Origin of the sequence: Catenulispora sp. EB89, assembly GCF_041261445.1 — a bacterium.
Classification (GTDB): Bacteria; Actinomycetota; Actinomycetes; order Streptomycetales; family Catenulisporaceae; genus Catenulispora.
In genome coordinates, this window is sequence record NZ_JBGCCU010000053.1 from 1 (window position 1) to 25,640 (window position 25,640).

Below are 25,640 nucleotides of genomic sequence, written 5' to 3' on the forward strand. Positions count from 1 at the left end.
CTGTCACGCCAACAACCCGGCCTGGCTCCCCCCCCCCGGCGGCCCTAAAAACCCCCCCCCCGCCCCCCACCCCCCCCCCACGGCCACCACCGCGGGGCCCCCCCCCCGGGACGCCGGGGGCGGCGGCCGCAGCGTTCTTAGTTGTGCGCACTAAATATTGAGTCCGCAAAAAGGACCTCAGTGTGCGAGGGCCGGAGCCTCCACGTCCGACGAATCCGCACCCGGACCCGCCGCCTTGCGCGCGTCCGCCGGGGACATCGAGCGCAGCTTGTGCTCCTTCAGGAACCAGCTGGCGAACCAGGCGATCAGGCTGAGCACCGCGCCGACAAGGAACACCGTGGACAGCGCCTGCGTGAACGAGTGGATCAGCACGTGCTGCACCGGCTGCGGCAGCTTGGCCATCGCGCCTTCGCTCTGCAGGATCTCCATGCCGTGGTCGCGCACCGGCGCCAGGGCCGCGCCGGGACCGGCGTTGGTCTTCAGGTGGCTGGTCAGCTGGTTGGTGAGGATCGCGCCCATGATCGCCGCGCCGAAGGTCTGGCCCAGCGAGCGGAAGAAGGTGCTCGACGTGGTCGCCACGCCCATGTCCTTCATCTCGACCGCGTTCTGCACCGCCAGGATCAGCACCTGCATCGTGGCGCCCAGGCCCAGGCCGACGATGAACATGAACAGCCCGGCGACCGCGAAGTTGGTGTTCTCGTTCATGGTGGTCATCAGCCCCAGGCCGATGGTGGTCACCGCGATGCCGGCGATCGGGAAGAAGCGGTAGCGCCCGGTCCGGCTGATGACCCGGCCGGAGCTGATCGAGGTGGTCAGCAGGCCGACCATCATCGGCAGCATCCGCAGGCCCGCCTTGGTCGGGCTGTCGCCGTTCACGACCTGGAAGTAGAACGGGATGTACATCATCGCGCCCATCATCACCATGCCGATGAGGAAGCCCATGACGCTGGAGACCCGGAAGACGTCGCCGCGGAACAGGCGCATCGGCAGGATCGGCTCCGGCGTGCGGATCTCCCACATGACGAACGCCACCAGCACCACGACGCCGGCCACCGCCAGGCCGATGATGACCGGGGAGCCCCACGCGTACTGCTGGCCGCCCATCTGCGCCGCCAGCAGCAGGCAGACGACGCCGGCCACGACGAGTGCGGCGCCTACGTAGTCGATGGTCGCCTTCACCCGCCGCTTGGGCAGGTGCAGGACCGCGCTGATGATGAACAGCGACAGGATGCCGATCGGCAGGTTCACGTAGAAGACCCAGCGCCAGCCGGTGATCCCCAGGATCGAGCTGTGCTCGGTGAAGATGCCGCCGAGCAGCGGCCCGGCCACCATCGCCAGCATGAACACGCCGCCGAACAGGCCCTGGTACTTGCCGCGCTCGCGGGGCGGGACCACGTCGCCGACGATCGCGAACGTGAGCCCCATGATGCCGCCGGCGCCCAGGCCCTGCAGCGCGCGGAAGGCGATCAGCTCGTTGAGGTTCTGCGAGAAGCCGGACAGCGCCGAGCCGGTGAGGAACAGCGCGATCGCCGTCATGTACAGCGGCTTGCGGCCGAACAGGTCGGAGAGCTTGCCGTAGATCGGGGTGGCGGCGGTGGACGCCAGCACGTAGGCGGTGGTCACCCACGGCATGCGCGCCAGGCCGTTCTGGCCGCCGATGTCGCCGATGATGGTGCGGATCGCGGTGCTGACGATGGTGTTGTCCAGCGAGGCCAGCAACAGGCCCAGCATCAGCGAGCCGAAGACCACCAGGATCTGCTTGTGGCTCATGGTGGAGCCCTCGGCTACCTGTGGTGCCTGAGGGCTCGCGGTCTTATCGGGTATTTCGGTGGTCTCACTCATTCGCGATTTCCGTCTTCCGTTGTGGGGCCGTTCTTTGCTTCGGCGTTCTTGGCCACGATGGCGCTGAAGTCCTCGACGTAGCGGGTCATCAGCTGTTTCAGGGTCCGCAGATCTTGCGGGTCCCAGTGGTTGAAGCCCTCACGCATGGCGTCGATGCGCTTCTGCCAGAAGTCCTGGATGTGCTTTTGGCCGAGCTCGGTCACGTGCAGTTGCGTGGCGCGGCCGTCGGAGGGGTCGGCGACCTTCTCGACCAGGCCGTCCGCCTCCAGATGGGCGACGTGGCGGGAGACCGTCGACTGGTCCAGGAACAGTTCCTTGGCCAGGTCGCTGGAGCGCACCGGGCCGCATTTCGACAGCATCCCCAGCGCGGCGATCTGCCCGCCCTCGGGCTCCTTGCGGGCCCGCATGATGCGCTGGAAGAGCATGCCCATCGTCTTGCCGAGCTCGCTGTACTCCTCGTCGGTCAGAGGCTCGCCGCTCATCGGTCTTCTCGTCTCCGGCTGCTGATTCTGAATGCTTGGTTGCTGCAAGCATATACCTGGATGCATGCGCCATGCAAGTAGTTTGGGAGAGGGCTCGTGGTCCGGCGCCCCGACCTGCCAGACTGGGATCATGTCAACGGCGACTGTGACCCTGGAAGACGTCGAGCGGGCCCGTGACCTGCTGGAAGGCGTGGCGCGGCGGACCCCGCTGGAGGGCTCCCGGAGCATCTCCGAGCGGGTCGGGGGACATGTCCACTTCAAGTGCGAGAACCTGCAGCGGACCGGGTCGTTCAAGATCCGCGGCGCCTACGTGCGGATCGCCAACCTGACGCCGGCCGAGCGGGCCAACGGCGTGGTCGCGGCCAGCGCCGGCAACCACGCGCAGGGCGTGGCGCTGGCGGCCTCGCTGCTGGAGAGCAAGTCGACGGTGTTCATGCCCGAGGGCGCGCCGCTGCCGAAGGTGGCCGCGACCGAGGCCTACGGCGCGCACGTGCGCTTCGCCGGGCACACCGTGGACGAGGCGCTGATCGCGGCGCGGGCCTTCGCCACCGACACCGGCGCCACCTTCATCCACCCCTTCGACCACCCCGACGTGATCGCCGGGCAGGGCACGGTCGGGCTGGAGATCCTGGAGCAGTGCCCCGAGGTGCGCACCATCGTGGTCTCGGTCGGCGGCGGCGGGCTGCTGGCCGGGGTGGCCGCGGCGGTCAAGGCGGTCCGGCCGGACGTGCGGGTGATCGGCGTGCAGGCGGCCGGGGCCGCGGCGTATCCGCCCTCGATGGCCGCCGGCAAGCCGGTGCAGCTGGCCGGGATGGCGACGATGGCCGACGGGATCGCCGTCGGCCGGCCCGGCGACGTGCCGTTCGACCTCATCACCCGGCTGGTCGACGAGATCCGCGTGGTCTCCGAGGAGTCGCTGTCCAAGGCCATGCTGGCGCTGCTGGAGCGGGCCAAGCTCGTGGTGGAGCCGGCCGGCGCGGCGGCCGTCGCGGCGGTCATGGACGACGCCCGCGCCTTCGACGCCCCGGTGGTCGCCCTGCTTTCCGGCGGAAACATCGACCCGCTGCTGATGATGCGCATGATCCGGCACGGCCTGGTCGCCGCCGGCCGCTTCCTGGCCCTGCGGCTGCGCATCCCCGACCGCCCCGGCGCGCTGGCGAAGCTGCTGAGCGAACTCGGCGAGGCGGACGCGAATGTGATGGACATCGAGCACCTGTGGACCCGGCCGTCGCTGGCCTTCGGCGAGGTCGAGGTGGCGCTGCAGCTGGAGACGCGGGGGATCGCGCACGCCGAGACGCTGATCTCGCGGCTGCGGGCGGCGGGGTATCAGCCGGAGCCGACCTCTTTCTGAGGAGCGGCTCCGACGGCGCCGATTTCTTGTGTCAGGGGCGGATCGTGGCGCTCAGGGCGTCCTGGAGGCTCTGGGCGATCGCGGCCGGGCCGCCGAACACGTCCGCGTCGAAGGTGTTCGGCGCGGGGTGGCCGGTCATGTTGGCGTTGTACTTGGCGGTGGCTTCGGGGAAGTAATCCCGTGCGGTCAGCAGGATCGGCGCGTGCTCGACGGCCATCGCGGCGCCGCCGGTAAGGGCGTCGGCGTAGGTGGTGCCGGAGGCGAGGCCGAACAGGCCTTGGTTGTCCTGCTCGAAATTCGAGCTGCCGGGCGGGTCGGGCAGCAAATGGCTGGACAAGAAGAGAGAGGCGGTGTCGGCGGCGGTCTCGTAACGGTCCTTGCCGATCACGGCTTCGAACGCCTTGCCGTCCACGGTTTCCGCGAACACGAGTCCGCTGCCGGCGTTCGTATCGAAGCACGGATAGGGAGCGTGCTTGGAAGAAAGGACCTGCACCGCGCAGAAGGCCTGGCCGCCGAGGGCAACGACATGGCTGGTGAGCGAGGTTGTCTCCGGCCCGGAGAAGGGCACCATCCGGGCCATGACGAAGGCCGCAGTGGCCGGATCGGTGATCGTGGCGCCGTTCGACAGCAGGATCGCCGCGGGCTTGCCCTGCGCGCTCAGATTGTCGCCGGTGGCCGCGGGGCCGGCGGCCAGCGCGTCGGCGAAGTCGTTCCCGGTCACCACGATCGCCGAGGCCGGATTGTCCAGTCCTGATGTGGCGATCTTCATCGCCGTCCCGTAGCGGTCCTTCCCGGCGTAGCGCGTCACCTGGTAGCCGTCGGCGTGCAGCTGCGCGTCGACCGCGGAGGAGACCGCCGCCTGCCCGCCGAGGACGTAGACCGTCCCGCCGCTCGGCAGGACGCGCTTGATCTCGTCCTCAGTGGTCTTCGTCAGACCGGTCGGCGAGGTGAGCAACAACGGGCCCTGCTTGTACGCGGCCAGTGGGACGCCGGCCAGCGCGTCGGCAAAGCCCTCCCCCGACGCCAGCACCACGGCCTTGGCCGGGCGGCGTGCCGTGACGGCGGTAGGGGTGGCGGCGGTGTCGCCTCCCGCGTCGGCCCACAGGGACTGCGACACGGCCGATGAGGTGAGGTACCGGTCGTCGCCGGCGTACCGGTGTACGGAGTCCTTCACCGAGTCGACCCACAGCCTGCACACAGCGCTGGTCGCCGAGGTCCCGGTGGCGTCCGTGACGGTGACCGTCGGGTAGAACTCGGCGTTGAATCCGTAGGAGTGCTCGACCCGGCCGGTGGCCTGGGTGACGTCCGGGGCGTCGTCCCCGAAGTGGAAGCGGTACGTCACCGGCGCCTTCATGGTCGCCGCGGCCTGGCCGATCAACGAGACCGTTCCGTTGACATCGGGCGTCACGGCCAGGGCTGATCCGGACTGCGGGGGCGCAACCGGCGCCTTACCGCACGAAGCGACAGGCGCCTGGCCCGCGTGCGGCGTCGCGGCCTCGGCCTCGGGCGCGGTGCCGACGGCCGCCGCCGCGGCGGCCACCGACGTGGCGAGCAGAAAAGTCCGCTGGAAGCTGCGCATAGTGGTCTGGAATCCCTCCCCGGAAACGCCGTCGTCGCCATGACCGCGGCGAACGGAGAGTAGCGCATCTCTGTTCGCACTCTGAGGCACCGGGAATTCATCCATTCGGCCCACCAACCGTGAACATCCGAACACCTGCTGTCGGACCCCTCCTCTACGGTCTTTTCTATGGCAGCAATCGAGGCCGAGGGTCTGGTCAAGATCTACGGCGGAGGAAAGAAGACCAAGGAGGTCCGCGCGCTCGACGGCGTGGACCTCGCGGTGCCCGAGGGCACCATCCTGGGTCTGCTCGGGCCGAACGGCGCGGGCAAGACCACCGCCGTGCGCGTGCTGACCACCCTGCTCAAGCCGGACGCAGGCAGCGCGCGGGTGCTGGGGATCGACGTGCTGCGGCATCCGAACGACGTGCGGCGGGCGATCGGGTTGTCCGGGCAGTACGCGGCCGTCGACGAGAACCTCACCGGCCGGGAGAACCTGGCCATGGTCGGGCGGCTCTATCACATGCCGAAGGCCGCGGCCCTGAAGCGGGCCGGGGAGCTGCTGGAGGAGTTCGCGCTCACCGATGCCGCCGACCGGCCGTCGAAGACGTACTCCGGCGGTATGCGGCGGCGGCTGGACCTGGCCGCCGCGCTCGTGGTGAAGCCGCCGGTGATCTTCCTGGACGAGCCGACCACCGGGCTGGACCCGCGGACCCGCATCGCCATGTGGGACGTGATCGCGGGGCTGGTGAAGGGCGGGACGACGCTGCTGCTCACCACGCAGTACCTGGAGGAGGCCGACCGGCTGGCCGACTCCATCGCCGTGGTGGACCACGGCAAGGTGATCGCGCGCGGGACCGCCGACCAGCTCAAGGCGCAGATCGGCGGGGAGCGGCTGCAGATCGTGGTCTCCGATCCGGACCGGCTCGGCGAGGCCGCCGAGCTGCTGGGCCGGATGGGGACGGCCGCGCCGCGGGTGCACGAGCCCACGCGCGAGATCCTGCTGCCGGTCGCCGGCGGGGCGCAGCTGCTGGTCGAGGCGATCCGCGAGCTGGACGGCCTGGGCATCAAGATCGACGACGTCGCGCTGCGCCGCCCCACCCTGGACGACGTGTTCCTGCAGCTGACCGGCCGCTCCACGGAGGACGAGGACGGCGAGGGCGGCGCGGGTGGCGCGGGTGGCGAGGACGGCACGGGTGGCTCCGGGCAGTCCGGGGCCGAGTACGACGAACGTCGAGGCCTCGACGAGGGCCACGAGCCGAAGGAGACGGTGCGATGAGCTCGGACAGTCTGGCGCCCCCGGTCCCGCTCGGCGGGAACGGCGTGCTCATGACCCTGCACGACGCCTGGGTCGTCACCCTGCGCAACCTGCGCCGGATGACCCGCATCCCGGAGATGGTCGTCTTCTCCTCGATCCAGCCGATCATGTTCGTGCTGCTGTTCGCCTTCGTCTTCGGCGGCGCGATCCCGGTCCCCGGCGCCGGCGGCACGACCGCCTACCGAGAGTTCCTGCTCCCCGGCATCTTCGTGCAGACGCTGGCCTTCACCGCCGCGACCACCTCCGTGGGCCTGGCCGACGACCTGCACAAGGGCCTGATCGACCGGTTCCGCTCGCTGCCGATCTCGCGCTCGGCGGTGCTGGCCGGCCGCACCACCGCTGACTGGCTGCAGAACCTGTTCGTATTGCTGGTGATGGCCGCCTGCGGCCTGGCCGTGGGCTGGCGCATCCACGACGGGATCCTCAAGGCGCTCGCCGGATTCCTGCTGCTGATGCTCTTCGCCTACGCGATGAGCTGGATCGGCGCCACGATCGGGCTCTCGGTGCGCACCCCCGAGGCCGCGAACACCATCGGCTTCATCTGGATCTTCCCGCTGACCTTCCTGTCCAACGCCTTCGTGCCCTCGCGCAAGATCTCGCCGCAGTGGCTGCAGGACGTCGCGGACTGGAACCCGGTCTCAGCCACCGTTCAGGCGTTGCGATCACTGTGGGGAAACCCCGATGGTTATGAGCCGACCGTGAAGATGCCGTGGCCGATCGCGCACGCACCCTGGGTGTCGCTGTTCTGGTCGTTGCTGATTCTGATGGTGTTCGTCCCCCTGTCGGTGCGCAAATACCGCTCGGTTTCGACGTGAAATCGAGCACGATCCTGGCATGATCGAGCACATCGGCAACCGACCCCGATGTTCAAGCGTCTTATTCTTGGGGAAAGGGGGCGCAACAAACAGCAGCAGGGGGGACCGATGGCAGGACCTAGACCGGGCGAGGTGTTGAACGACCGGTACGAGCTGATCGACCGCATCGGCGGCGGCTCGATGGGTGAGGTGTGGCGGGGCCGCGATCTGGTGCTGGGGCGCACCGTCGCGGTGAAGATCGTGTTGCCGGCGCTGCTGGACACGCCGACGTTCCGCGCGCGGTTCGTGGCCGAGGCCCGGGTGATGGCGATGATGGACCATCCCGGCATCGTCCGCGTCTACGACTACGGCTACACCGACGCCACGGATCCCGACACGCCCGGTGCCGCGTTCCTGGTGATGGAGTTCATCGAGGGCGAGTCGCTGGACCGGGTCCTGGCCCGCACCGGCGCGCTGGAGCCGCGGTTCGCGATGAAGGTGCTGGCCTCGCTGCTGGACGCGCTGGGCGCCGTGCACCGCACCGGCGTCGTGCACCGGGACGTGAAGCCCGCGAACGTCATGCTCACCTCCGGCGGCGTGGTGCTGGCCGACTTCGGCATCGCGCGCTCCCCGGAGTCGCTGGGCCTGACCGCCGCCGACGCGCTCATGGGCACCGTTCCGTACCTGGCGCCCGAGCTCTTCCACGCCGAGACCCCGACCCCGGCGGCCGACGTCTACGCGGTCGGCATCCTCGGCTACGAGCTGCTGTCCGGCCGCCAGCCGTTCCAGGCCGGCAGCACCGCCGCGGTGATGTACATGCACATGCACGAGCCGCCTCCGCCGCTGCCGGACTACGTCGCCACCCCCGCCGCCGAGGTGCTGTGGCACGCGCTGGAGAAGGACCCGACCAACCGTTGGGCGAACGGCGCCGAGATGGCCGAGGCGGTGCGGCACGTGCTGGCCGGCCCGGTCGAGGTCGGCGAGGACCTGGCCGCCGAAGCGGGCCCGGCGGGCACTTACGGCGGTTACACGGGCATCCCGAGCGGCTACGAGGACACGCTGACCGACTCCGGCGGGCGCCGCCGTCGCCGGCCCGCGGCCGAGGGCGGCGGGTACGCGGCAGCCGGGGGTGCTGCCGCGGCCGCGGCCTACGGCGAGGGGTTGTACGGCGAGGCCGGCTCCGGGGGCCGGTACGGTCGTGACGCGGCGTTCGGGGAGAGCGCCGCGTCCGGCTTCGGCACCCGGTACGGCCGGGGCGAGTACGAGAGCGAATACCCCGCCTCGTACGAGCCCGTCAGCGCGCTGGAGGACACCGCACAGCTCAGCGCGATGCCGTCGGCCGAGGCGATGGCGCCGGACGCCACCCGCCTCTACGACGAGCGCACAGCGCTGATGCCGGACTCCGGGGGCCGCGGCGGCCACGCCGCGGACTTCGACGGCACCCGCGTCTACGACGAGCGAATAGCGCCGATGGCGGATTCCGGAGGGCGTCGCGGCCACGCCGCGGACTTCCCGGACGGCACCCGGGTCTACGACGAGCTCCCGGCCTCCATGACCGACTCCGGCGGCCGGCACGCGGGCCACGCGGGCCACGGCGGTCAAGCCGGCCACACCAGCCATGCCAGCCATGCCAGCCACTCGCGCCGCGCCGCCGCCGACGAGCCCCCGATGCGCCGCCGCGGGGCCGACTCCTATCAGAGCGCGTCGACCGGCCTCGGCGGCCGTGGCGGGGGTCTGCGGCCGGACATGCGGCGCAAGGCGCTCATCACGGCGGCGGTCGCAGTGCCGGCCCTCCTAGGGCTCTCTGTGGCGCTCGCGATGAGCTCGTCGGGGAAATCCCCCGACGGCGGCGGTCCGGCGTCGAACCCGGCGCAGCAGACCGACCAGCCCACCTCCACCACCGGGACCGACGACCTCGTGCCGCCGACCGAGCCGGTGCCCACGTCGACCAGCCTTTACGGGCACACCGGCTACCCGCACCACACGTATTCGACGTACCCGTCGTACACCCGCTCGTCGGCGTACGGGACGTCGACGTCCTCGGCCGACCCGACCACCACCGGCTCCCGGACCGGCCAGCCGACCGGCCCGACGTCCACCACGAGCTCCAGCCAGCCCGGCCCGCCGACCTCGACGGGCACGACGTCGCAGGCGCCGACGACGCCGCCGACCTCGCCGTCGACGCAGGCCTCGTCGAGCACCGGCTGAGCCGGCGGCGCCGAGCCCACGGCGCCCAGCCCACGGCCCTGAGCACACGACAAAGCGGCCCCCGCGTGATCGTCACGCCGGGGGCCGCTCTGTGTCGATCGTGTCGATCGTGTCCGATCGTGACGCCGAGCCGTTCCTGACGGCCGCCTCAGCCCAAGTACGGCTTGGCGTCCAGCAGCTTGACCATCATCGGCTTCCCGTTCGGGAGCTCGTACTCGGCCTGCTCCCCGATCTTCTTGCCGTTGATCGCGCCGCCCAGCGGGGACTGCGCCGAGTAGACCTCCATGTTCTCGGCGGCGTCCTCGCGCGAGCCGAGCAGGAAGGTCAGCGTGTCGTCCTCGTCGCCGTCGAAGGCGATGGTCACGACCGCGCCCGGCACCGCCACGCCGGACTCCACGGAATCGCCGACCTTGGCGTGCTCCAGGAGCTGGGTGAGCTGCCGGATGCGCAGCTCGATCTTGCCCTGCTCCTCCTTGGCCGCGTGGTAGCCGCCGTTCTCGCGGAGGTCGCCCTCTTCGCGAGCAGCTTCGATCTTCTGGGCGATCTCTACGCGGCCCGGTCCCGACAGTTGCTGCAACTCGGCGGTGAGCCGGTCGAAGGCGTCCTGGGTCAGCCAGGTGACGCTGTCGTTGGTCTGGGTCACGGGTACTCCTAGGGTTCTACTCAGTTGAGGGGACCGTGCTGGACAGTCACGCACGCTTTTCAGTCAGACACAGAATGGCGATCGTAACAAGGAGCACGGACGGATAACGCCGGGTTAATCAGCCGTGGACCGCCGGGGCTAGGTGAGCTGGCAGTCCAGAACTTCGCCGCTGATGGCCCGGCTGCTGGTCCGGATCGTCGCGGAGAGCACCTGCCGCGGTCCGGCGGGGACCGGTACGTCGAGCCGCCCCACCTCGTTCCCGCCGTAGTCGCGGGCCCGCACGGTACACGTCGCGGGCCGGTCGCTCTTCCGGTTGTCCACCTGGAACCGCACGTCGACGGCATGGTCGGAGGAGACCTGGTAGCCCAGGACGGTCGCGGTCAGCGTGGGGGTGGCCTGCTGGAGGCCGATGTACGACACCGCGCCGGTCAGCGCGAGCACTCCGGCGACCCCCAGGGCGACCCGTCCGCGCCTGGACAGGCCGGAGGAGCGCGCGTAGCGCGCGACCACCTCGTCCTGCACCTCGGACGTCAACGCGGTTCACCTGGCCTTCAGTCGACGGAGCGCGATTCGGATGTGCGCAGTGTCGGATCCGTGCGTCAGTATATTCGGGCGGCTACTGATGGAGGAACACCGTGACGCACGAACTGCGCCTGATGACCGTCCACGCGCACCCGGACGACGAGTCCAGCAAGGGTGCGGCCACCACCGCGCGCTATGTGCGCGAAGGGGTGGATGTGCTGGTCGTCACCTGCACTGACGGCTCCCGGGGCGACATCCTGAACCCACAGCTGAAGAAGGACCCGGCCGTGCAGGCCGAGATCGAGGCCAACCTGCTCGACGTGCGCCGCAAGGAGATGGACGCGGCGCGCGAGATCCTGGGCGTCCGCCAGGAGTGGCTGGGCTTCGTCGACTCCGGGCTGCCCGAGGGCGACCCGCTGCCGCCGCTGCCTGCGGGCTGCTTCGCCCTCCAGGACGTCGAGACCGCCGCCGAACCGCTGGTCAGGCTGATCCGGCAGCAGCGGCCGCAGGTGATCGTGACGTACAACGAGAACGGCGGCTACCCGCACCCGGACCACATCATGACCCACAAGATCACCGTCGCCGCCTTCGACGCCGCGGGCGATCCCGACAAGTACCCGGACGCCGGCGAGCCCTGGCAGCCCCTGAAGCTCTACTACGACGTGGCCTGGTCCATGCCGCGCCTGGAAGCGGAGCACCAGGAACTCCTGGACCGGGGCATGGAATCCCCCTACTGGGAATTCCTCAAGGAGCGCCAGAACTGGCCGCAGCGCGAGATCACCACCCGCGTCCCGGTCGGCGAGTACTTCGAGATCCGCGACGCGGCGCTGAAGGCGCACGCCACGCAGATCGACCCCGAAGGCCCCTTCTTCCGCACCCCGAACGACATCCGCCGCGCGGTCTGGCCGACCGAGGACTTCGAGCTGGCCCGCTCCGTGATCGACACCACACTCCCGGAGGACGATCTCTTCGCCGGCGTGCGCGAATACGAGAAGGAGCAGTGCGCCAAGGCCGCCTCCGACGTTCCGGGGCAGGGTGTGCACGAGCCCGCCGGAGTGTGCTCGTAGACTGCGGGGCATGAACGCTGTGTCCGGATTGCTCACAACCGCCCAGCCGGTGCTCGCCAGCGGCGGCAGCCTCGACAAGACGAAGCCGGGACTGGTCGCGTTCCTGATCGTGTGCGCCCTCGGCGTGGCCCTCTGGGCCCTGCTGAAGAACATGGGCAAGCAGCTCGGCCGGGCCAAGGACCACTTCGAGGCCGAAGACGCGGCGCTGGCGGCCCAGGCGGCGGCCTCGACCACGGTCGGCACCGCCGAGGCGGTCGCCGAGGTGCCGAAGCAGCAGGACGGGCCGAAGGGCGCGGCGGAGAAGGCGGCGGACGGTTCGAAGGACGCGGCGGGGGAGTAGCTCCCGCTCCGGCCTTTCGCCCTGCGCCGGACGTGGGGCGAGAGGTGCTTGGCGGAAGCGAGTGGCGGTTGGCTTGTCGTTTTAACCGCTGCTGCGACCCGAGCGCTGTGGTGCCCCGCATGTGGAGAAGCGCAGAGAGTCAATCGCACCGCGCCTTAGGACTCGTCGCCTTAGGACTCGTCGACCCGGCGCCGCAACTGCTTCGTCTGCCCGCGCCGCGTCTTGTTGTCCAGCCGCCGCCGCGTCGCCCCGGCAGGCACCTTCTTCTCCCGCCGCGGCGGAGGCGGCGGAGCCAGCGCCTCGGCCAGCACGTGCGCCAGGCGCTCCCGGGCCGCCTCGCGGTTCTGGAGCTGCGATCGCTGCTCGCTCGACGTCACCGTCAGCACGCCGTTCACCAGCCGGCCGGCCAGGCGCTCGAACGCGCGCGATTTCAGCCACTGCGGCAGCGCGGTGGTCGCGGCCAGGTCGAAGGACAGCTCCGCGCGGCTGTCCGTGGTGTTCACGCCTTGGCCGCCGGGGCCGGCCGAGCGCGAGAAGCGCCATGTCAGCTCGGCGGCGGGGATGACGGCCTCGGCGCGGTGGCGGCCGCCGTGGCTGGTGCCGGGCATGGCGTTGTAGCGGACCGTCAGGGGTCCGTTCACGCCGGTCGCGGTCTCGTCAGCCATGACTTGATGGTCTCAGACCGACGTCATGCTTGACACTCCTTATCCGGTGCGCGTTACGTGATCCGCATGGGGTACCTGGCGGGACGCGGCATCGCGGACATCACAGGGGAGATCGCCGAGTGCGGCTTGCTCGGCTACGGGCTGCCCGAGCAACAGGCGGCCGGGCTGCACACTCGGCTGCGCGCCCGCGCCTTCGCGCTGGCCGACGGGGACCGTCGGCTGCTCCTCGTGATCTGTGATCTGCCGCTGGTCTTCAGCAGCGTGACGCAGGCCGTCGTCCGGCGCCTGCCGGCCGTCTACACCGAGGCGAACGTCGTCATCGCCGCCACCCACACGCACTGCGGCCCCGGCGGCTACTCGCACCACGCCGTCTACAACGGCAACACCGGCGGCTTCCGCCCGCAGACGTTCCGCGCCGTCGTCGACGGCATCGTCGAGGCCGCCCGCCGCGCGATCGCCGACCTCAAGCCCGCCACGCTGCGTCTTAATCGCGGTGAGCTGCACAAAGCCAGCGCCAACCGGTCGCGCCGCGCCTTCGACCGGAATCCGAGTGCTGACAAGGCCGTCTTCCCGGACGCCGTGGACCCGGCGACCACGCTGCTCACCATCGAGCGCGACGGCGTCCCGGTCGGGCTCGTCAACTGGTTCGCCGTCCACAACACCAGCATGACCAACCGCAACCGCCTGGTCAGTGCGGACAACAAGGGCTACGCCGCGTACCACTGGGAGCGCGACGTATCAGGGATCGATTACCTCGCCGAATCCGACGAGAGCACGGATGCGAACACCGCCGAAAGCGCCAACCCCGCCCTCATCACCGCCTTCGCCCAGACCAACGCCGGCGACATGTCCCCGAACCTGTTCCTCCGCCCCGGCAGCGGCCCGACCGAGGACGAGTTCGAGAACACCCGCATCATCGGCACCCGCCAGTACGAAGCCGCGGCGACCCTCCTCCAGGAGAACGACACCGCCGAGATCCTCGAAGGCGGCCTCGACCACCGCCTGATCCACGTCGACATGGCGAACGTCCGCGTCAGCCCCCGCTTCACCGGCGACGGTCTCCCGCACCGCACCTCGCACGCCGTCCCCGGCGCGACCGCCTTCGCCGGCGCGCTGCCCGACGGCCCGACCGGCTGGCGCTTCGCCCACCCCGAGCAGAACCCGCTCCTGGACGCCGTCTCCCGCCACGGCATCTACCGCCTGAGCCGGTGGCTCCGGGACGCCCAGTACCCGAAGACGCTCGCCGCCCCCGTCAGTCTCCTGAACCGCCTCGTCCCGTTCGGCCAGGAGACCCTGCCGATCCAGCTGCTGCGCATCGGCCCGCTCTACCTCCTGTGCCTGCCCTTCGAGGTGACCATCGTCGCGGGCCTGCGTCTGCGCCGCACCGTCGCCGAATCCGTCGGTACCGACCCGGACCACGTCCTCGTCATGGGCTACGCCAATGCCTACGGCCACTACGTCACCACTCCCGAGGAGTACGACGCCCAGATGTACGAGGGCGCCAGCACGCTCTTCGGGCGTTGGGAACTCCCGGCGCTGCAACAGAACGCCGCGCTTCTCGGCACCGCGATGCGCGAGGGCCGCCAGATCGCGCCCGGCAGAGCTGCGCCGGACCTGTCGCGCCGCCGCCGGCACCGCCCCCGGCCGCCGTATCCCGACGCCCCGCTCCCGGACGAGGAAATCGGCCGCGAGCTCAGCTTCGCCCGGGACGGCGAGATGGTGACGGTCGAGTTCGTCGGCGTGCACCCCGCCCACGACCCCAAGCGCGGCGGCACCTACTACGAAGTACAACGCCGCGCCGGCCTGTACTGGCACCGGATCGCCGACGACGGCGACTGGTCGACCCGCATGCACTGGACCCGGCAGCCGTCCCCCTCCCACACCACGATCTCCACGGTCCGCATCGAATGGCGCATCCCGCCGGAGACACCACGAGGCCGGTACCGCGTCGTCTACCGAGGCGACACCGGCCAGGTGGCGTTCGAGGGCCGGAGTCAGGAATTCGACGTCGGCCCCGGCGAAGAGCTCTGATCCCCTCCCGGCCAGAACTCTGATATCCCTCCGCGGAAGCCCGGCGTCTACACCCGCGCCCGCAGCATCAGCACGGCCCACCCGGAGCCGAACACCACCACCAGCACCAGCGGATAGAGCGCGAAGTCGGCCAGCATCGGCTGCGCGCCGAAGAAGTGGGCGAAGTGCCCCAGGCTGTGCGTCAGCGCCAGGACCGCCACCACGACGGCCGCCGCGAAGCTCGTCCCCACGAAGAACAGCCACAACCCGATCTGTCCGAACGTCCGGAACACCGCGCCGAGGAAGGCCGTGATCGAGGTGATCGTCAGCATCGGCACGCCGTACACCAGGGCCTGCGTGAAGAAGTTGTCCTGGTGCACGAACGGCAGGTTGAACATCCGGGTCTTGACGAACCAGCCGTGCGAGGCGATCTCCAGTTTGTTCAGGACGGCCAGCCCGAGCCCGGCGACCACCGTCTCGGCGAGCACCAGCAGCGCGGTGGCCTGGACGAACGCCCGGCGGGTCACGGACAGCGCGGACGTGAACGGGAAGAGCTGCGTCACCAGCCACGGCTGCACGCCGATGCCGGAGAGGTAGAACGCGCTCAGCGCCCCGGTCGTGCGGCCGGAGTACGGCGCGGACTCGCCGTGGATGACCGCGAACAGGCCGACGACGATGAGCAGCGCGATGCCGACGCTGTACCAGGGCACCGCGAACACCGCGCTCGGCTTCAGCATCTGGATGCGCAGCGCCTTCATGGTCTGGCTCATCTCGGATCCCCCTGGTTCGTCGTGAACACGATCAGCTCCTGCAGCGACAGCGAGTCGACGCTGACGCCCTCGGCCCGCCGCTCCGGACGCCGCGGCAGCGCCACCCGCAGCCGGCCCCCGAGCTCGGAGCGGTGCAGCACCGGCGTGCCGTCCGCGTACGCGGCCACCGCCTCGCTCGGGCCGCTCACCGACACCGCGCGGCCGCGCAGGTCGTCCGCGTCGGAGTCGATGAGCACCTTGCCGTGGTCGATCAGCACCACGTGCTCGATCAGGTCGGCGACCTCGTCGATGAGGTGCGTGGACAGCACGATCGTGCGCGGGTGCTCCACGAAGTCCGCCAGCAGCCGGTCGTAGAACACCTGCCGGGCCACCGCGTCCAGGCCCAGGTACGGCTCGTCGAACATGGTCAGCGGGGCCCGCGCGGCCAGGCCGATGATGATGCCGATCGCGGAGAGCTGGCCCCGCGAGAGCTTCTTGATCTGCCGGCCCGCCGGCAGGTCGAACTCGCCGACCAGCCGGTCGGCGTAGTCCTGGTCCCAGTTCGGGCAGGCGATCGCGGCGGCGGCGAAGGCGTCGCGCACCTTGAAGTTGGCCGGGTACTTCTGCGACTCGCGGATGAAGCAGATGCGGTCCAACACCGCGGCGTTCTCGCGCGGCGGCTGCCCGAACACCTCGACCCGGCCGGAGGTCTCGAACTCCTGCCCGGTCAGGACGCGCATCAGGGTGGTCTTGCCGGCGCCGTTGCGGCCCAGCAGTCCGTGGATGGCGTTCTGTTCCAACGTCAGGCTCACACCGTCCAGCGCGGTGTGGCCGCGGTAGCGCATCGTCAGGTCCTCGACGACCACGGCGCTCATCGTTCCCCTCCCCGCTTCTCGATCAGGTTCTGCACGTCGGCCGCGCTCAGGCCCAGGCGGCGCGCCTCGGCCAGCAGCGGCTCCACGAAGTCCCGGGCGAAGGCCTCCCGACGCCGGTCCAGGACGCGCTGCCGAGCGTCGCCCGCCACGAACATGCCGATGCCTCGCTTCTTGTAGAGGATCCCGTCGGATACCAGCTGGTTGATGCCCTTGGCCGCGGTCGCCGGGTTGATCCGGTGGAACGCGGCGAGCTCGTTGGTCGACGGCACCTGCGTGTCCGCGGCCAGCGTGCCGTCCAGGACCGAGTCCTCGATCTGCTCGGCGATCTGCTGGAAGAGCGGGCGGCCCTCGTCCATCACCGGTTCCTTGGTTCATTACTCATGTAACTAACCATGCAAGTGGGTGGGCTACGGTGTCAAGCGCCGGGGGAGCGAGGCGAGGTGCCGCAAGGGAAAGACCTCGGCGATGATGCAACCTTTCCGGCCGTCCCGAGGTTCAACTCCCCATGAAACGCAGACCCCCGCCCTCGGTGGACCCGGGCTTCGTCGAGTTCGTCGCGGCCCGATCGGCCGCGCTGTTCCGCACCGCGATGCTGATCGTCGGCGACCGGCACGCCGCCGAGGATCTGGTGCAGAGCGCGCTGGAGCGCGCCTACCGGCACTGGGACCGGGTCGCGGGCATGGACGCGCCGGAGGCCTACGTGCGGCGGATCCTGGCGAATCTGGCCGCCGACCACCACCGGCTCCGCAATCGCGGGCCGCTGCCGTTGTTGGAGCACGACGCCCCCATGCGGGACGTGTCCCAGGACGTCGACGAGCATGACGCGGTCATGCGGATTCTGGACGACCTGCCGCCGCGCATGCGCGCCGTCCTGGTACTGCGCTACTACGACGACCTGAGCGAGGCCCAGATCGCCGAGGCGCTGGGCATCGCGGTCGGCACGGTGAAGTCCCAGGCGGCGCGAGCGCTGTCGAAACTGCGCGAGGCGATGGCATCGAGCGAGGAGCAGCGGACGCCATGACAGAGATCGAAGACACGTTGTCGCGGGCTCTGGCCGTCGAAGCGGACCGGCACGAGCCGCCGGTGTTCGACGCCCACCGGATCGCCGAGTGGGCGCTGCGGCGCAGGCTGTGGCGACGGCCGCTGTTCGGCTTCGTGGCCGGAGCGATCGTGCTGGCCGGGGGTGGCGGGGCCGCGGTGGTCGCGGCGGCTTCCGGCCACTCGTCCGGGGGACGGGTGACCGTGACGTTCCGGAACGAGGCCTTCGCTCATCCGCCGCTCCCCATGGTGGACGGCCAGGCCGCCGGATGGATACGGCAGACGATCGCGGCGGAGGGCTTGAAGGACGCCGACGTCCTCCGGAACGACAACCCCGCCGAGCTTGTCGTGCAGGGCCGGGCCTCCGATCTCCCGAAGCTGAGTGCGCTGCTCGGGACCCCGGTAGTACTCCAGTTTCCTCAGGTTGAGTACCCCCCGGTGCCGCCGAACGCGAGGTGCAAGGTGTCGACGGACAATTCCTGGGGCGCCTCGTGGCTGGCGTGTGATCGGGCCAACTCTTCTGTCGGGGTCGCGAGCGCACAGATCCTCGACTATCACGTCGTCTCCGCGCAGGCGGAGCCCCCGGCCACCGGTGCCGCGCCGGGCTCCCAGGGATGGCGGGTCGCTGTGCGGCTCGATCAACCGAGCGCTGACATGCTCACCGGCGTGGTCCGCACAAACAACGGCGGGAAGATCGCGGTCATGGTGGACGGAAGGGTTCACGACCAGTGGGACACCGTCGGGTTGAACCCCGCCGGCGTCCTCACCATCAACGGCGGCTACACCGAACAAGAAGCGCGCACCCTGGCCGCGAGACTGTCCGAGCAGGGCCCTCCGGTCGTCGGGGCGACCGTTGTGTCGGTCAGTCAGCCCTGACCGTCAGCCGTGACCGTCAGCACTCGATGACGTTCACCGCGAGCCCGCCCCGCGCGGTCTCCTTGTACTTCACCGACATGTCGCGGCCGGTGTCCTTCATCGTCTTGATGACCTTGTCCAGCGACACGTGGTGCCGGCCGTCGCCGCGCAGCGCCATCCGCGCGGCGGTGACGGCCTTCACCGCGGCCATGCCGTTGCGCTCGATGCACGGGATCTGCACCAGGCCGCCGATCGGGTCGCAGGTCAGGCCCAGGTTGTGCTCCATGCCGATCTCGGCGGCGTTCTCCACCTGCTCCGGGGTGCCGCCGAGCACCTCGGCCAGGCCGGCGGCGGCCATCGAGCAGGCCGAGCCGACCTCGCCCTGGCAGCCGACCTCGGCGCCGGAGATGGAGGCGTTCTCCTTGAACAGCATGCCGACGGCGCCGGCCGCGAGTAGGAAGCGGACCACACCTTCCTCGTCGGCGTCCGGGACGAAGTTCACGTAGTAGTGCAGCACGGCCGGGATGATGCCGGCGGCGCCGTTGGTGGGGGCGGTCACGACCCGGCCGCCGGCCGCGTTCTCCTCGTTCACCGCCATCGCCCACAGCGTGGCCCACTCGTTGGCGTGTATCTCGCGGTTGCCCTCGGTGCGCAGGGTGCGGGCCAGGCCCGGGGCGCGGCGGCGCACCTTCAGGCCGCCGGGCAGGATGCCCTCGGTGGTGATGCCGCTGCTCACGCACTCGCGCATCACCCGCCAGATCTCCAGCAGGCCGGCGCGCACCTCGGGCTCGGTGCGCCAGGCGAGTTCGTTCTCCAGCATCAGGCCACTGACACTGATGCCGGTCTGCTCGGTCAGCTGCAAGAGCTCCGCGCCGGTGCGGAACGGGTACTTCAGGACGGTGTCGTCCAGGACCACGCGGTCGGCGCCGACGGCGTCCTCGTCGACCACGAACCCGCCGCCGACCGAGTAGTACGTCTTGGTCATCAACGGTTCGCCGTGCTCGTCGTACGCGGACAGCTGCATCCCGTTGGAGTGGTACGGCAGCGACTTGCGCCGGTGCAGGACCAGATCGCGGTCCTCGCTGAAGGAGACCTCGGCGGCGCCGCCGTGCTCGGTCCCCAGCAGCCGCAGCCGCTTGGTCTCGCGGATGCGCACCAGGTCGAGCTCCGCGCCGCGGACGTCGACGGTCGCCGGGACCTGGCCCTCCAGGCCGAGCAGCACCGCCTTCGGGGTGCCGTGGCCGTGGCCGGTCGCGCCGAGCGAGCCGAACAGTTCGGCCCGGACCCGCGCCACCTTCGGCAGCACATCCTCGTTGTCCAGGCGTTTGACGAACATCCGGGCCGCGCGCATCGGGCCGACGGTGTGGGAACTCGACGGGCCGATGCCGATCGAGAACAGGTCGAAAACACTGACCGCCATGAGTTGCCTCTCACACCATTGTGACTGGGCTCTTTTGGGAGCTAGGCCGGAATGCCGACCTTCTGAGGGTATCAACCGCAGGAGGCCGGCATTCCTTGGTGATTGCTGAGGTGGCTGCTGTTCTCGGCGCGTTCTCGCGTTATTCGGTCCGCAGCGCGTTCGCGGTCCGCGACCGCGCCGCCCAACCGGCCGGCAGCAGCGCCCCGAGCAGCGCGATCACGACCCCGCCGGCGAGCAGCGGCAGCACCAGCCCGAGCGAGTAGGTGTTGGTCACACTCGGCGGCAGGTGCATGCCGACCGCGTTCCCCATCGGGGTCAGCGTCGCCTTCTCCAGCGCGGTGCCGATCGGCACCCCGATCAGCCCGGCGATCAGCCCCGTGAGCGCCACCGAGGTCAGCACCATGGTCACGGTCTGCCGCGGCGTCATCCCGAGCGCCTTGAAGATCCCCAGGTCGTGGATCCGCTCGCGGGTGTCCTGGACCACGGTGTTCAGCACGCCGAGCGCCGCCACCACGAGCAGCATCACCGACAGCGTCGCGACCAGCGCGCTCATCGTCACCACCACGTCGGACTTGCCGCCGCCGGGCTGGTGGTCGACCGAGGCGTTCAGCGGCGACAGCGCGGCGGTCGCCGAGGCGGCCCACGTCGGCCCGTCGACGTTCGAACCCAGCTGCACGTTGAACTGGTCGATGTGCGGCGTCAGGCCGGCGGCGGTGAACGTCGCGCTGTCGACCAGCACGGACCGGCCGCCGTCGTGGGTGTCGAAGTCGATGCCGACCACCTTCAGCGCCAGCGGCTTGCCCTGCTGCACGACGGTGACGGTGTCCCCGACGTGCGTCCCCATCGCCGAGGCCAGCCGGTCGCTGACCACCGCCTCGCCGGGCCCGGAGTACCAGCGGCCGCCGATCAGCTCCAGCCCGGTCCAGGAGAAGTCGCCGGAGACGGTGTCCACCTCGCTCGGATCGCCGCTCGGCGCGCCGATGATGGTCGCCCCGCTGTCGCCCCAGCCGAAGGCCGCCTTGGTGCCCTGGATCGTCTTCAGCGCCGCGGACACCTTCGCCGGGTCCAGGTGCGGGGTGCGCGGGTCGTTCGGGCCGTAAGCGCCGCCGGGAGGTTGCGGATGCCCGCTGTCGTCGGGCTGGCCGGGCACCACGATCACCGAGGCGTCGTTGAAGCCGGCCGCCCGCTGGTCCTGGAACTTGCTGAACCCGGTCTCCAGTCCCAGCGCGAACGTCACGCTCACCGCGCCGAACAGCACCGCGGCACCGACCAGCGCGGCCCGAGCCGGCCGGGCGAAGGGCTGCGCCAGCCCCAGCGACATCGGCCGGGGCAGCGGCAGACGCGACGCCAGGCGCTGCGCCGCACGGCCGCGCTCGGCGCGGGGAGCCCGGCCCACCACCAGCGTCTGCACGGCCGGCAGCCTCCCGGCCCGCAGCGCCGGGACGAGCGCCGTCACCCCGACGAGCGCCAGCGTCCCCACCGGGACCAGGATGCTCACCCACAACGGCATGCTGGCCCCTGCCGAGCCGAGGTCGTGGCTGGTGCCGTTCAGCACAGGCACGGCCAGCAGGTTGCCGAAGACCGTCCCGGCCACGACGCCGAACGTCGCCGGGATCATGGCCTGCGCGGCATAGGCGCGGGCCACCTGGCCCGGGGTGAAGCCGAGCGACTTCAGGATCCCGATGCGCCGGGTCGCCGACACCACCGCGCCGCTGACCACGATCGCGATGATCAGCACGGACAGGAACAGGCCGAGGACGCCGAAGACGATCAGGAAGGGCACGAAAGCCTTGGCGTTGCCGGTCGCCTGCTGTTCGGCGGTCAGCCAGGACTGCGAGCCCTCCAGCGAGCCGGCGGGCACGGCGGCCGCGAGGGCCTGCCGGTCGGCGGCGATCTGCGCGTCGGTCCCGGCCGAGGCGAAGCGGTAGAGCATCTGCGTGTCGGCCCGGGCCCCGGCGGCGGTCAGCCGGGCGAAGCCGTCGGGGGTGGTCCAGCCGCTCGCGGTGGAGGTCAGCGAGTTGGCGAAGCCGACGACCTGGAACGAGGGCTTGCCGGGCAGCGAGCTGAACACGACGGACTTGCCGAGGCAGTCATCGGGCCAGTTGTTCAGCACGATCTGGTTCGCGCCGGTGGGCCAGCTGCCCTGGTTCAGCACGATCTGGTCCAGGCCGGAGGTGGCCGCCAGGTTCGGCCGGGCGGAGACCGTGACCGGCGGCGCCGAGGTGCCGGCGAAGGGCATGTCGGGGCCCATGGTGGCGGTGCAGTCGGTACCGATCGTCGCGTCCAGCGCGGTGGTGATCGGGAAGGGGCCGGAGGCCTCGGTGACGCCGGCGGCGTGCGCGGTCGCGGCGACCTGGCTCGTGGTCGCCGTGCCGCCGTTGTACTGGACGGCCAGGTGCGCGCCGTCGCGTTGCGCGAAGGCGTGCTCGAACGGGGCCGAGACCGCGCTGAGCAGGCCGAGGGACAGGACCGAGGAGGTCACGGCGGCCAGCGTGGTCAGGGCCATGACGAAGGACTGGACGCGGCGGCGGCCGACGCCGGAGCGGACCACCTTGCCCAGGGCGCTCATCGGGACACCGCCAGCAGGAAGCGGGCCATGGCGCGGAAGGCGGCTTCGAAGAGGCGCCGGGGGAGGGGCGGTTTGCGGAGGGTCATCGGACCGCTCCCGACGGGCCGTTGAAGGTGGTGGTCGCGCCGGTCGCGCCGGTCGCGGTGTTCCCGGCGGTCGTGGTGGTTGCGGTGGCGGTGGCCGCGGCGTTCGCGGTCGTCGCGGAACCGGCCAGCGATGCGTCCCCCCGCGGCGCACCGATGGCCGGATTCGCGGCAGCCCTGTTCGCCACGTCCGGGTTCGTGTTCACCACGTCCCGGGCCACCGCGCCGTCGACCAGCTCGATCGTCCGGTGCGCGGTGCTCGAGGCCAGCTCGACGTCGTGGGTGACCAGCAGGATGGTCTGGCCCTCGGCGTTCAGGTCCAGCAGCAGCCGGCGCACGTCGGCCGCGGCGTGCGAGTCCAGCGCGCCGGTCGGCTCGTCGGCGAGCAGCAGCGCGGGCCGGTTCATCAGCGCCCGGGCCACCGCGACGCGCTGCCGCTGGCCGCCGGACAGCCGCGCCGGGTAGGCCTTGGCGTGCCGGTCGATGCCCAGCGAGCCGAGCAGTTCGGCGGCCCGGCGCTTCGCGTCGCCCTTGCCCATCCCGGCCAGCTGCGCCGGGACCAGGACGTTGTCGAGCACGGTGAGGTCGTCGAGCAGGTTGAAGAACTGGAAGATCATGCCGATCGAGGCCCGCCGGTACCGGGCCGAGCCGGCCTCGCCGAGCTGGTCGACGCGCGTCCCGTTGACCGTCACGCTGCCCCCGGTGGGACGGTCCAGGCCGGCGATCAGGTTCAGCAGCGTGGACTTGCCGCTGCCGGAGTGGCCGAGGACCGCCAGGCACTCCCCGGCGGCCACGGACAGGGTCACGCCGGCCAGGGCCGGCGGGCCGTCGTCGTATTTCTTCGTCGCGTCGCGCAGATCGATCATCGGTTGGTTCGTCGGCGGATTCGTCGGCGGATTCGTCATGGCCATGAACCTATGGACGGACCGTGATCGACCGCGTCGGCCTGCGTCATGAACTGCACTACACCGCTGAGCCGATGCCGGGAGGTCGTCATCCTGCTGGTGTATCCCGCAGGCGTAGGCCTGTAGACGGAGCGGGTGATGTGGACCGGCCCGGATTCTTGCGACACTGAGGCGGTGAACAGGGACGACGAGGGTTGGCTGCGGAGCGTGTGGACGGCGGTGCGCCGTCGCACCGGGGCGACGCCGTCGCCCAGCCACTGGGCGTGGGCGGCGGACATCGCGCTGGCGCTGGCGATGGTGATCAGCACCCTCAACAGCGGCTACCACCACGCGGCGGTCAACCCCTCCCAGCACGGTCCGCTCTACGGCCTGAACCACCTGATCGACGTCGGACCGCGCGACACGTTCCTGGTGGTGATGACCGCGCTGCCGCTGACCGTCCGCCGCCGCTTCCCGCTGGCCGCGTTCTGGGCCTGCGAGGTGGCGGTGATGCTGCTGCACGCCAACATCTCGGACGCCAACGACACCGCGATCTTCACCTTCATGTCGATCCTGATCGCCGCCTACAGCGCCGCCATCTACAGCCCCTACCGCTCGGCGATGGTCTACAGCCTCGGCCTCGGCGCGATCCTGATCGCCGCCACCCGCGGCGGCCAGATCCCGAACGTCACGCGCGGCTTCGTGCCGTTCCTGTTCCTGATCCCGATCGTGTTGGGCGCCAACGCCATCGGGAACTGGAAGCAGCGCGTCCACGACCTCGAAGAGGAACAGGAGTCGTCGATGCTGCGGGCCGTGGAGCAGGAGCGCGCCCGCATCGCGGCGGAGCTGCACGACGTGGTGTCGCACAACGTGAGCGTGATGGTCGTGCAGGCCGGGGCGGCCCGCAAGGTCCTCGACAAGTCCCCGGACATGGCGCGCGAGGCACTGCTGGCGGTGGAGGACAGCGGCCGCGCGGCGATGGCGGAGCTGCGCCACGTGATGGGCCTGCTGACCATGACGTCGCAGGGCGGCGACCCGGCCGGCACCGCGGACCTGGCACCGCAGCCGGGCCTGGAACAGATCCCGGCGCTGGTGGACCGCATCCGCAGCGGCGGCGTACGCGTGGACCTGGCGATCGAGGGCGACGTGATACCACTGCCGTCCGGCCTGGACCTGGCGGCCTACCGCGTGGTGCAGGAGGCGCTGACGAACGCGGTGAAGCACGCGGTCGGCGCCCTGATCCGCGTGACCCTGGAGTACAGCCCGCAACGCCTGAAGGTGGACGTCGTGGACACCGGAGGAACGACCTCCGCGGCGGCAGCCACCGGCAACGGCCGAGGCCTGGTGGGCCTCCGCCAGCGCCTGGCGGTCTACGGTGGGACGCTGAGCGCGGGACCGCGACTGACCGGGGGCTACATGGTGAGCGCGGTGATCCCGCTGAGGGAGGGGGCGACGGCATGAACGCGACGCGAGTGGTGATCGCCGACGACCAGGTACTGGTGCGGACAGGCTTCCGCATGATCCTGATGTCCGAGGGCATCGACGTGGTCGGCGAGGCCGCCAACGGCGACGAGGCACTGCGGGTGGTGCGGGAGACGCGGCCGGACGTGGTGCTGATGGACATCCGGATGCCGGGGATGGACGGACTGGAGGCCACGCGGCTGATCCTTTCGGAGAGCGCCGGGGGCGGGGGCGGTTCTGGTTCTGGTTCCGGTTCCGCCGAACCCGCGCCCGAGCCGCCACGCATCATCATCCTGACGACATTCGACCTGGACCAGTACGTCTACGCGGCCATCACGGCCGGAGCGAGCGGCTTCCTTTTGAAGGACGTCAGCCCCGAGCACCTGGTCGCCGCAGTCGGAATGGTGCGCGCAGGCGACGCGATGCTGGCCCCGGCCATCACCCGCAGGCTGGTGGAACGCTTCGCGGTCCCGACCGTGAACCCCCGCACCGAGGCACTGCACAAGGACCTCGCAACCCTGACGCCCCGAGAGCGCGAAGTCCTCGGCCTCCTGGGCCGCGGCCTGTCGAACGCCGAGCTGGCGGCACGCTTCCACCTCTCGGAGGCGACGGTGAAGACGCACGTCGCACGGATCCTGGCGAAGCTGAACCTGCGGGACCGGGCCCAGGCGGTGGTGGTCGCCTACGAGACGGGGCTGATCACACCGGGGGTGGCGTAGCACGCTGCCGGGTGCCGCGGTGTCTCGCGCGCTGTGGCATTACTGGTGCTGCGGGTTTGGCCGCAAGCCATTGTCAGTGCTGGCGCTTATACATGTACAAGGGGCGAAAATGTCCTAACAAAATGCCTCGCCGCCCGCCGCCCGCCGCCCGCCGCCCGCCGCCCGCCGCCCGCCGCCCGCCGCCCGCC

General features: G+C 70.7%; 23 protein-coding genes. 11 read left to right on the forward strand and 12 right to left on the reverse strand.

The annotated features are described in order from the left end of the window. Window positions 1-177 precede the first annotated feature (177 nt). Both ABH920_RS49505 and ABH920_RS49510 read right to left on the reverse strand, forming a co-directional pair. Window positions 178-1,842: an MDR family MFS transporter gene (locus tag ABH920_RS49505; RefSeq protein ID WP_370356784.1), complete on the reverse strand. Its 1,665-nt coding sequence runs from the start codon at window positions 1,840-1,842 to the stop codon at window positions 178-180. Continuing rightward, window positions 1,839-2,324 carry a MarR family winged helix-turn-helix transcriptional regulator gene (locus ABH920_RS49510; protein ID WP_370356786.1) on the reverse strand — a complete coding sequence of 162 codons (486 nt, stop codon included), beginning with the start codon at window positions 2,322-2,324 and terminating at the stop codon, window positions 1,839-1,841. The genes ABH920_RS49505 and ABH920_RS49510 overlap by 4 nt, the downstream gene beginning before the upstream one ends. A gap of 130 nt (window positions 2,325-2,454) precedes the next feature. Between ABH920_RS49510 and ilvA the strand changes: the two genes are divergently transcribed. Next, the gene (gene ilvA, locus ABH920_RS49515; protein ID WP_370356788.1) at window positions 2,455-3,675 is read left to right on the forward strand and encodes a threonine ammonia-lyase; all 1,221 of its coding nucleotides are present in this window, start codon (window positions 2,455-2,457) and stop codon (window positions 3,673-3,675) included. 31 nt (window positions 3,676-3,706) lie between these two features. Here the strand turns inward: ilvA and ABH920_RS49520 are convergent, their stop codons facing one another. Continuing rightward, window positions 3,707-5,254 carry a cell wall-binding repeat-containing protein gene (locus tag ABH920_RS49520; protein ID WP_370356790.1) on the reverse strand — a complete coding sequence of 516 codons (1,548 nt, stop codon included), beginning with the start codon at window positions 5,252-5,254 and terminating at the stop codon, window positions 3,707-3,709. 168 nt (window positions 5,255-5,422) lie between these two features. On the opposite strand from ABH920_RS49520, the gene ABH920_RS49525 reads away from it, so the two are divergent. From ABH920_RS49525 to ABH920_RS49535, 3 genes are all read left to right on the forward strand, one after another. Then, window positions 5,423-6,511 carry an ATP-binding cassette domain-containing protein gene (locus ABH920_RS49525; protein WP_370356792.1) on the forward strand — a complete coding sequence of 363 codons (1,089 nt, stop codon included), beginning with the start codon at window positions 5,423-5,425 and terminating at the stop codon, window positions 6,509-6,511. Further along, window positions 6,508-7,365 carry an ABC transporter permease gene (locus ABH920_RS49530; RefSeq protein ID WP_370356794.1) on the forward strand — a complete coding sequence of 286 codons (858 nt, stop codon included), beginning with the start codon at window positions 6,508-6,510 and terminating at the stop codon, window positions 7,363-7,365. Before ABH920_RS49525 ends, ABH920_RS49530 begins: the two co-directional genes overlap by 4 nt. 108 nt (window positions 7,366-7,473) lie before the next feature. Next, window positions 7,474-9,552 carry a serine/threonine-protein kinase gene (locus ABH920_RS49535; protein ID WP_370356796.1) on the forward strand — a complete coding sequence of 693 codons (2,079 nt, stop codon included), beginning with the start codon at window positions 7,474-7,476 and terminating at the stop codon, window positions 9,550-9,552. A gap of 148 nt (window positions 9,553-9,700) precedes the next feature. On the opposite strand, the gene greA is transcribed toward ABH920_RS49535, so the two are convergent. Together greA and ABH920_RS49545 are read right to left on the reverse strand one after the other, a co-directional pair. Then, window positions 9,701-10,195 carry a transcription elongation factor GreA gene (gene greA / locus ABH920_RS49540; RefSeq protein ID WP_370356798.1) on the reverse strand — a complete coding sequence of 165 codons (495 nt, stop codon included), beginning with the start codon at window positions 10,193-10,195 and terminating at the stop codon, window positions 9,701-9,703. A gap of 138 nt (window positions 10,196-10,333) precedes the next feature. Then, on the reverse strand, window positions 10,334-10,729 hold the full coding sequence (locus ABH920_RS49545; RefSeq protein ID WP_370356800.1) for a DUF4307 domain-containing protein: 396 nt from the start codon (window positions 10,727-10,729) through the stop codon (window positions 10,334-10,336). Window positions 10,730-10,830: 101 nt separating this feature from the next. Here ABH920_RS49545 and mca point away from each other — a divergent pair, with 101 nt between their 5' ends. Together mca and ABH920_RS49555 are read left to right on the forward strand one after the other, a co-directional pair. Continuing rightward, complete coding sequence (gene mca / locus ABH920_RS49550; protein ID WP_370356802.1) at window positions 10,831-11,784, forward strand: mycothiol conjugate amidase Mca; 954 nt, start codon at window positions 10,831-10,833, stop codon at window positions 11,782-11,784. 10 nt (window positions 11,785-11,794) lie between these two features. Next, a complete protein-coding gene (locus ABH920_RS49555) occupies window positions 11,795-12,124 on the forward strand; it encodes a hypothetical protein (RefSeq protein ID WP_370356804.1) in 330 nt (109 codons plus the stop codon). Between the two features lie 170 nt (window positions 12,125-12,294). Here ABH920_RS49555 and arfB read toward each other — a convergent pair whose 3' ends face one another. Then, the gene (gene arfB, locus ABH920_RS49560; protein WP_370356825.1) at window positions 12,295-12,732 is read right to left on the reverse strand and encodes an alternative ribosome rescue aminoacyl-tRNA hydrolase ArfB; all 438 of its coding nucleotides are present in this window, start codon (window positions 12,730-12,732) and stop codon (window positions 12,295-12,297) included. 123 nt (window positions 12,733-12,855) lie between these two features. Here arfB and ABH920_RS49565 point away from each other — a divergent pair, with 123 nt between their 5' ends. Beyond that, window positions 12,856-14,820: a neutral/alkaline non-lysosomal ceramidase N-terminal domain-containing protein gene (locus ABH920_RS49565; protein ID WP_370356827.1), complete on the forward strand. Its 1,965-nt coding sequence runs from the start codon at window positions 12,856-12,858 to the stop codon at window positions 14,818-14,820. A 47-nt stretch (window positions 14,821-14,867) separates the two neighbouring features. On the opposite strand, the gene ABH920_RS49570 is transcribed toward ABH920_RS49565, so the two are convergent. Genes ABH920_RS49570 through ABH920_RS49580 form a run of 3 tightly spaced genes read right to left on the reverse strand, consistent with a single transcriptional unit; the run spans window position 14,868 to window position 16,779 of the window. After that, window positions 14,868-15,569: a hypothetical protein gene (locus ABH920_RS49570; protein ID WP_370356806.1), complete on the reverse strand. Its 702-nt coding sequence runs from the start codon at window positions 15,567-15,569 to the stop codon at window positions 14,868-14,870. After that, the gene (locus ABH920_RS49575; protein WP_370356808.1) at window positions 15,566-16,423 is read right to left on the reverse strand and encodes an ABC transporter ATP-binding protein; all 858 of its coding nucleotides are present in this window, start codon (window positions 16,421-16,423) and stop codon (window positions 15,566-15,568) included. Before ABH920_RS49575 ends, ABH920_RS49570 begins: the two co-directional genes overlap by 4 nt. Continuing rightward, window positions 16,420-16,779 carry a GntR family transcriptional regulator gene (locus ABH920_RS49580; protein ID WP_194912580.1) on the reverse strand — a complete coding sequence of 120 codons (360 nt, stop codon included), beginning with the start codon at window positions 16,777-16,779 and terminating at the stop codon, window positions 16,420-16,422. The genes ABH920_RS49575 and ABH920_RS49580 overlap by 4 nt, the downstream gene beginning before the upstream one ends. Before the next feature lie 149 nt (window positions 16,780-16,928). Between ABH920_RS49580 and ABH920_RS49585 the strand changes: the two genes are divergently transcribed. Then, entirely contained in the window at window positions 16,929-17,444 is a 516-nt protein-coding gene (locus tag ABH920_RS49585; RefSeq protein ID WP_370356811.1) for a SigE family RNA polymerase sigma factor, read from the forward strand. Continuing rightward, the gene (locus tag ABH920_RS49590; RefSeq protein WP_370356813.1) at window positions 17,441-18,337 is read left to right on the forward strand and encodes a hypothetical protein; all 897 of its coding nucleotides are present in this window, start codon (window positions 17,441-17,443) and stop codon (window positions 18,335-18,337) included. The genes ABH920_RS49585 and ABH920_RS49590 overlap by 4 nt, the downstream gene beginning before the upstream one ends. A 16-nt stretch (window positions 18,338-18,353) precedes the next feature. Here ABH920_RS49590 and ABH920_RS49595 read toward each other — a convergent pair whose 3' ends face one another. From ABH920_RS49595 to ABH920_RS49605, 3 genes are all read right to left on the reverse strand, one after another. Continuing rightward, window positions 18,354-19,736, reverse strand: a complete 1,383-nt coding sequence (locus ABH920_RS49595; protein WP_370356815.1) for an L-serine ammonia-lyase — start codon at window positions 19,734-19,736, stop codon at window positions 18,354-18,356. A 139-nt stretch (window positions 19,737-19,875) separates the two neighbouring features. Next, on the reverse strand, window positions 19,876-22,305 hold the full coding sequence (locus tag ABH920_RS49600) for an ABC transporter permease (protein WP_370356817.1): 2,430 nt from the start codon (window positions 22,303-22,305) through the stop codon (window positions 19,876-19,878). Window positions 22,306-22,387: 82 nt separating this feature from the next. After that, the gene (locus tag ABH920_RS49605; protein WP_370356819.1) at window positions 22,388-23,293 is read right to left on the reverse strand and encodes an ABC transporter ATP-binding protein; all 906 of its coding nucleotides are present in this window, start codon (window positions 23,291-23,293) and stop codon (window positions 22,388-22,390) included. Between the two features lie 174 nt (window positions 23,294-23,467). On the opposite strand from ABH920_RS49605, the gene ABH920_RS49610 reads away from it, so the two are divergent. Together ABH920_RS49610 and ABH920_RS49615 are read left to right on the forward strand one after the other, a co-directional pair. Next, on the forward strand, window positions 23,468-24,733 hold the full coding sequence (locus ABH920_RS49610; protein ID WP_370356821.1) for a sensor histidine kinase: 1,266 nt from the start codon (window positions 23,468-23,470) through the stop codon (window positions 24,731-24,733). After that, on the forward strand, window positions 24,730-25,452 hold the full coding sequence (locus tag ABH920_RS49615) for a response regulator (RefSeq protein WP_370356823.1): 723 nt from the start codon (window positions 24,730-24,732) through the stop codon (window positions 25,450-25,452). Before ABH920_RS49610 ends, ABH920_RS49615 begins: the two co-directional genes overlap by 4 nt. Window positions 25,453-25,640 lie beyond the last annotated feature (188 nt).

What these genes read in the sequence shown, in the direction of transcription:
- arfB (WP_370356825.1), bottom strand. Translation starts at nt 12,732, where the DNA reads ATGCCCGGCACCAGCCACGGCGGCCGCCACCGCGCCGAGGCCGTCATC.
- ABH920_RS49530 (WP_370356794.1), top strand. Translation starts at nt 6,508, where the DNA reads ATGAGCTCGGACAGTCTGGCGCCCCCGGTCCCGCTCGGCGGGAACGGC.
- ABH920_RS49505 (WP_370356784.1), bottom strand. Translation starts at nt 1,842, where the DNA reads ATGAGTGAGACCACCGAAATACCCGATAAGACCGCGAGCCCTCAGGCA.
- ABH920_RS49510 (WP_370356786.1), bottom strand. Translation starts at nt 2,324, where the DNA reads ATGAGCGGCGAGCCTCTGACCGACGAGGAGTACAGCGAGCTCGGCAAG.
- ABH920_RS49585 (WP_370356811.1), top strand. Translation starts at nt 16,929, where the DNA reads ATGAAACGCAGACCCCCGCCCTCGGTGGACCCGGGCTTCGTCGAGTTC.
- ABH920_RS49600 (WP_370356817.1), bottom strand. Translation starts at nt 22,305, where the DNA reads ATGAGCGCCCTGGGCAAGGTGGTCCGCTCCGGCGTCGGCCGCCGCCGC.
- ABH920_RS49615 (WP_370356823.1), top strand. Translation starts at nt 24,730, where the DNA reads ATGAACGCGACGCGAGTGGTGATCGCCGACGACCAGGTACTGGTGCGG.
- ABH920_RS49525 (WP_370356792.1), top strand. Translation starts at nt 5,423, where the DNA reads ATGGCAGCAATCGAGGCCGAGGGTCTGGTCAAGATCTACGGCGGAGGA.
- ABH920_RS49555 (WP_370356804.1), top strand. Translation starts at nt 11,795, where the DNA reads ATGAACGCTGTGTCCGGATTGCTCACAACCGCCCAGCCGGTGCTCGCC.
- ABH920_RS49520 (WP_370356790.1), bottom strand. Translation starts at nt 5,254, where the DNA reads ATGCGCAGCTTCCAGCGGACTTTTCTGCTCGCCACGTCGGTGGCCGCC.
- ABH920_RS49605 (WP_370356819.1), bottom strand. Translation starts at nt 23,293, where the DNA reads ATGACGAATCCGCCGACGAATCCGCCGACGAACCAACCGATGATCGAT.
- ilvA (WP_370356788.1), top strand. Translation starts at nt 2,455, where the DNA reads ATGTCAACGGCGACTGTGACCCTGGAAGACGTCGAGCGGGCCCGTGAC.
- ABH920_RS49535 (WP_370356796.1), top strand. Translation starts at nt 7,474, where the DNA reads ATGGCAGGACCTAGACCGGGCGAGGTGTTGAACGACCGGTACGAGCTG.
- ABH920_RS49570 (WP_370356806.1), bottom strand. Translation starts at nt 15,569, where the DNA reads ATGAGCCAGACCATGAAGGCGCTGCGCATCCAGATGCTGAAGCCGAGC.
- ABH920_RS49580 (WP_194912580.1), bottom strand. Translation starts at nt 16,779, where the DNA reads ATGGACGAGGGCCGCCCGCTCTTCCAGCAGATCGCCGAGCAGATCGAG.
- ABH920_RS49590 (WP_370356813.1), top strand. Translation starts at nt 17,441, where the DNA reads ATGACAGAGATCGAAGACACGTTGTCGCGGGCTCTGGCCGTCGAAGCG.
- ABH920_RS49565 (WP_370356827.1), top strand. Translation starts at nt 12,856, where the DNA reads ATGGGGTACCTGGCGGGACGCGGCATCGCGGACATCACAGGGGAGATC.
- ABH920_RS49575 (WP_370356808.1), bottom strand. Translation starts at nt 16,423, where the DNA reads ATGAGCGCCGTGGTCGTCGAGGACCTGACGATGCGCTACCGCGGCCAC.
- ABH920_RS49595 (WP_370356815.1), bottom strand. Translation starts at nt 19,736, where the DNA reads ATGGCGGTCAGTGTTTTCGACCTGTTCTCGATCGGCATCGGCCCGTCG.